The organism is Aquitalea sp. S1-19, from assembly GCF_024343515.1.
Genome location: NZ_RJTZ01000247.1, coordinates 1 through 1,905, shown reverse-complemented (window position 1 = coordinate 1,905; position 1,905 = coordinate 1). Strand labels below are relative to the sequence as shown.

Sequence of the window (1,905 nt, the reverse complement as noted above, 5' to 3'; positions counted from 1 at the left end):
TCAGGTAACGGCAAGCGAGCTGCCAGCTGCGGTGCGTACGGGCGGGCAGGCCGGCTTCGTCGGCCAGGCGTTGGCCGGCGGCACTGCCGGCCAACAGCGCCAGCGCGATGCCGCCCACAGGCATGGCCAGATTGGAAACGAAGTAGTCCATCGCATCGAATATCCGCTTGCCGGCAATGCTGACATCGGAGAGCACGCCGAAGGACAGGGCGGCCGGCATGCCGCAGACAATGATGGCGGCCGTGACGGTGCACAGCGCATTGCGCCGCGACCAGCCCAGATCATCGATGAAAAAGATGGCCACCAGCTCCAGCATGGCGACCGAAGAAGACAAAGCCGCCATCGCCAGCAGGGCAAAGAAGGCCACGGCAAAGACGCTGCCCAGCGGCAGATGCTGGAACACGACAGGCATGGCGATGAAGGTCAGCCCCGGGCCTGCGGCAGGGTCGAGGCCGAAAGCGGCCAGTGCTGGGAAAATCATCAGTCCGGAGAGCAGGCTGACCAACACCGCCAGCGTCACCACCCAGGCTGCCGTCGGTACGATGGCGATATCAGTCTTCATATACGAGCCATAGGCGATCATGGCGCCGACACCCAGCGACAGCGAGAAAAATGCCAGCCCCAGCGCATCGACGGCACGGGCTGGGGTCAGTTCGCTAAAGTCGGGCTGCAGGAAAGCGATCACACCTGCGGCGGCGCCAGGCAGTGTCAGCGCCCGTACTACCAGTAGCAGCATGATCACGAATAGCGCCGGCATCAGTATCTTGCCCGCCCGTTCTATGCCTTTTTCGATGCCGCCCAGCACGATGGCGAGGGTGGCGAGGGCGAACAGTGCATGTGTCAGCAGCGGCGCAAGCGGATCGGACACGAAGTTGTCGAACAGTGCCGGCAGCGCCGCTGGCGCCGTCGACATTACGCGACCATCAAGGGCAAAGCCCAGATAGGCAAAGGTCCAGCCGCCGACCACGCTGTAGAACGAGAACAGCACGAAGCCGGCGAGCACGCCCAGCAGCCCGGCCAGCCGCCAGCGCGGACCGCCCATCTTGGCATAGGCGACGCTGGCACCACTGCGGGTGGTGCGGCCCAGTGCGATCTCGGCCACCATCAGCGCGAGGCCGAGGGTAAAACTGAACGCCAGATAAAGCAGGATAAAGGCGCCGCCACCGTTCTGTGCGGCGACATAGGGGAATTTCCAGATCGCGCCCAGTCCGATGGCAGAGCCGGCGGCGGCGAGAATGAAACCGAGGCGCGAGCCCCAGCTGTGGCGGTGTTGCGGCATAGTGTCCAGTTCCGGTGGGGACTCCGTCGGGCTGGCGGCCAAATGAAATCGGGCCGCCTGAGTGGGCGGCCCGATCGGAATGCATGATTTCAGAAGCTTGCAACCGTCCCGGCCGCCCTGAGCGGGCGGACCATAAAGGAAAACGCAAAAAATACGGCGTAACGGTTCATGAATATAAGTAAATCATGTACGTGCGCGGTGCGTCAAATGCAGGCTTACAGGTTTTTCAGCAAAATGGCCGCGATAGAGAGCGGTGCGACCAGGCGGCAGTTCCACTTCAGCAGCCATAGCGGCAGGCCGCTCAGGCCGGAATGTTCACGCAGCAGCGGCCACACGCGCCAGCCGGCGAACAGCGCCACCAGGATGCCGGACAACGGCATCAGTACATTGCTGACGCTGTAATCCATCGCATCGAAAATATTCTTGCCGAACACGCTGATGTCTGACCACGGCCCCAGTGACAGCGATGCCGGCACGCCGCACAGGAACACGGCTGCGCTTAACGCCAGCAGCACCGGCCGGCGTGGCAGCTTGAATTCGTCGAGGAACAGCGTCGCGATCAGCTCCAGCATCGATACCGACGAGGTCAGCGCCGCCACTGCCAGCAGTGTAAAAAACACGATGGC

The 1,905-nt window shown here is 63.0% G+C and carries 1 protein-coding gene and 1 pseudogene; both read right to left on the bottom strand.

Annotated features, from left to right (window positions below):
* A partial coding sequence (locus EGI20_RS17850) for a sodium-dependent transporter (RefSeq protein ID WP_498633052.1) occupies positions 1–1,279 on the bottom strand: 1,279 nt, incomplete at its 3' end.
* Positions 1,280–1,494: 215 nt separating this feature from the next.
* Positions 1,495–1,905 (bottom strand): annotated as a pseudogene (locus tag EGI20_RS17845) (sodium-dependent transporter); the annotation flags it as partial.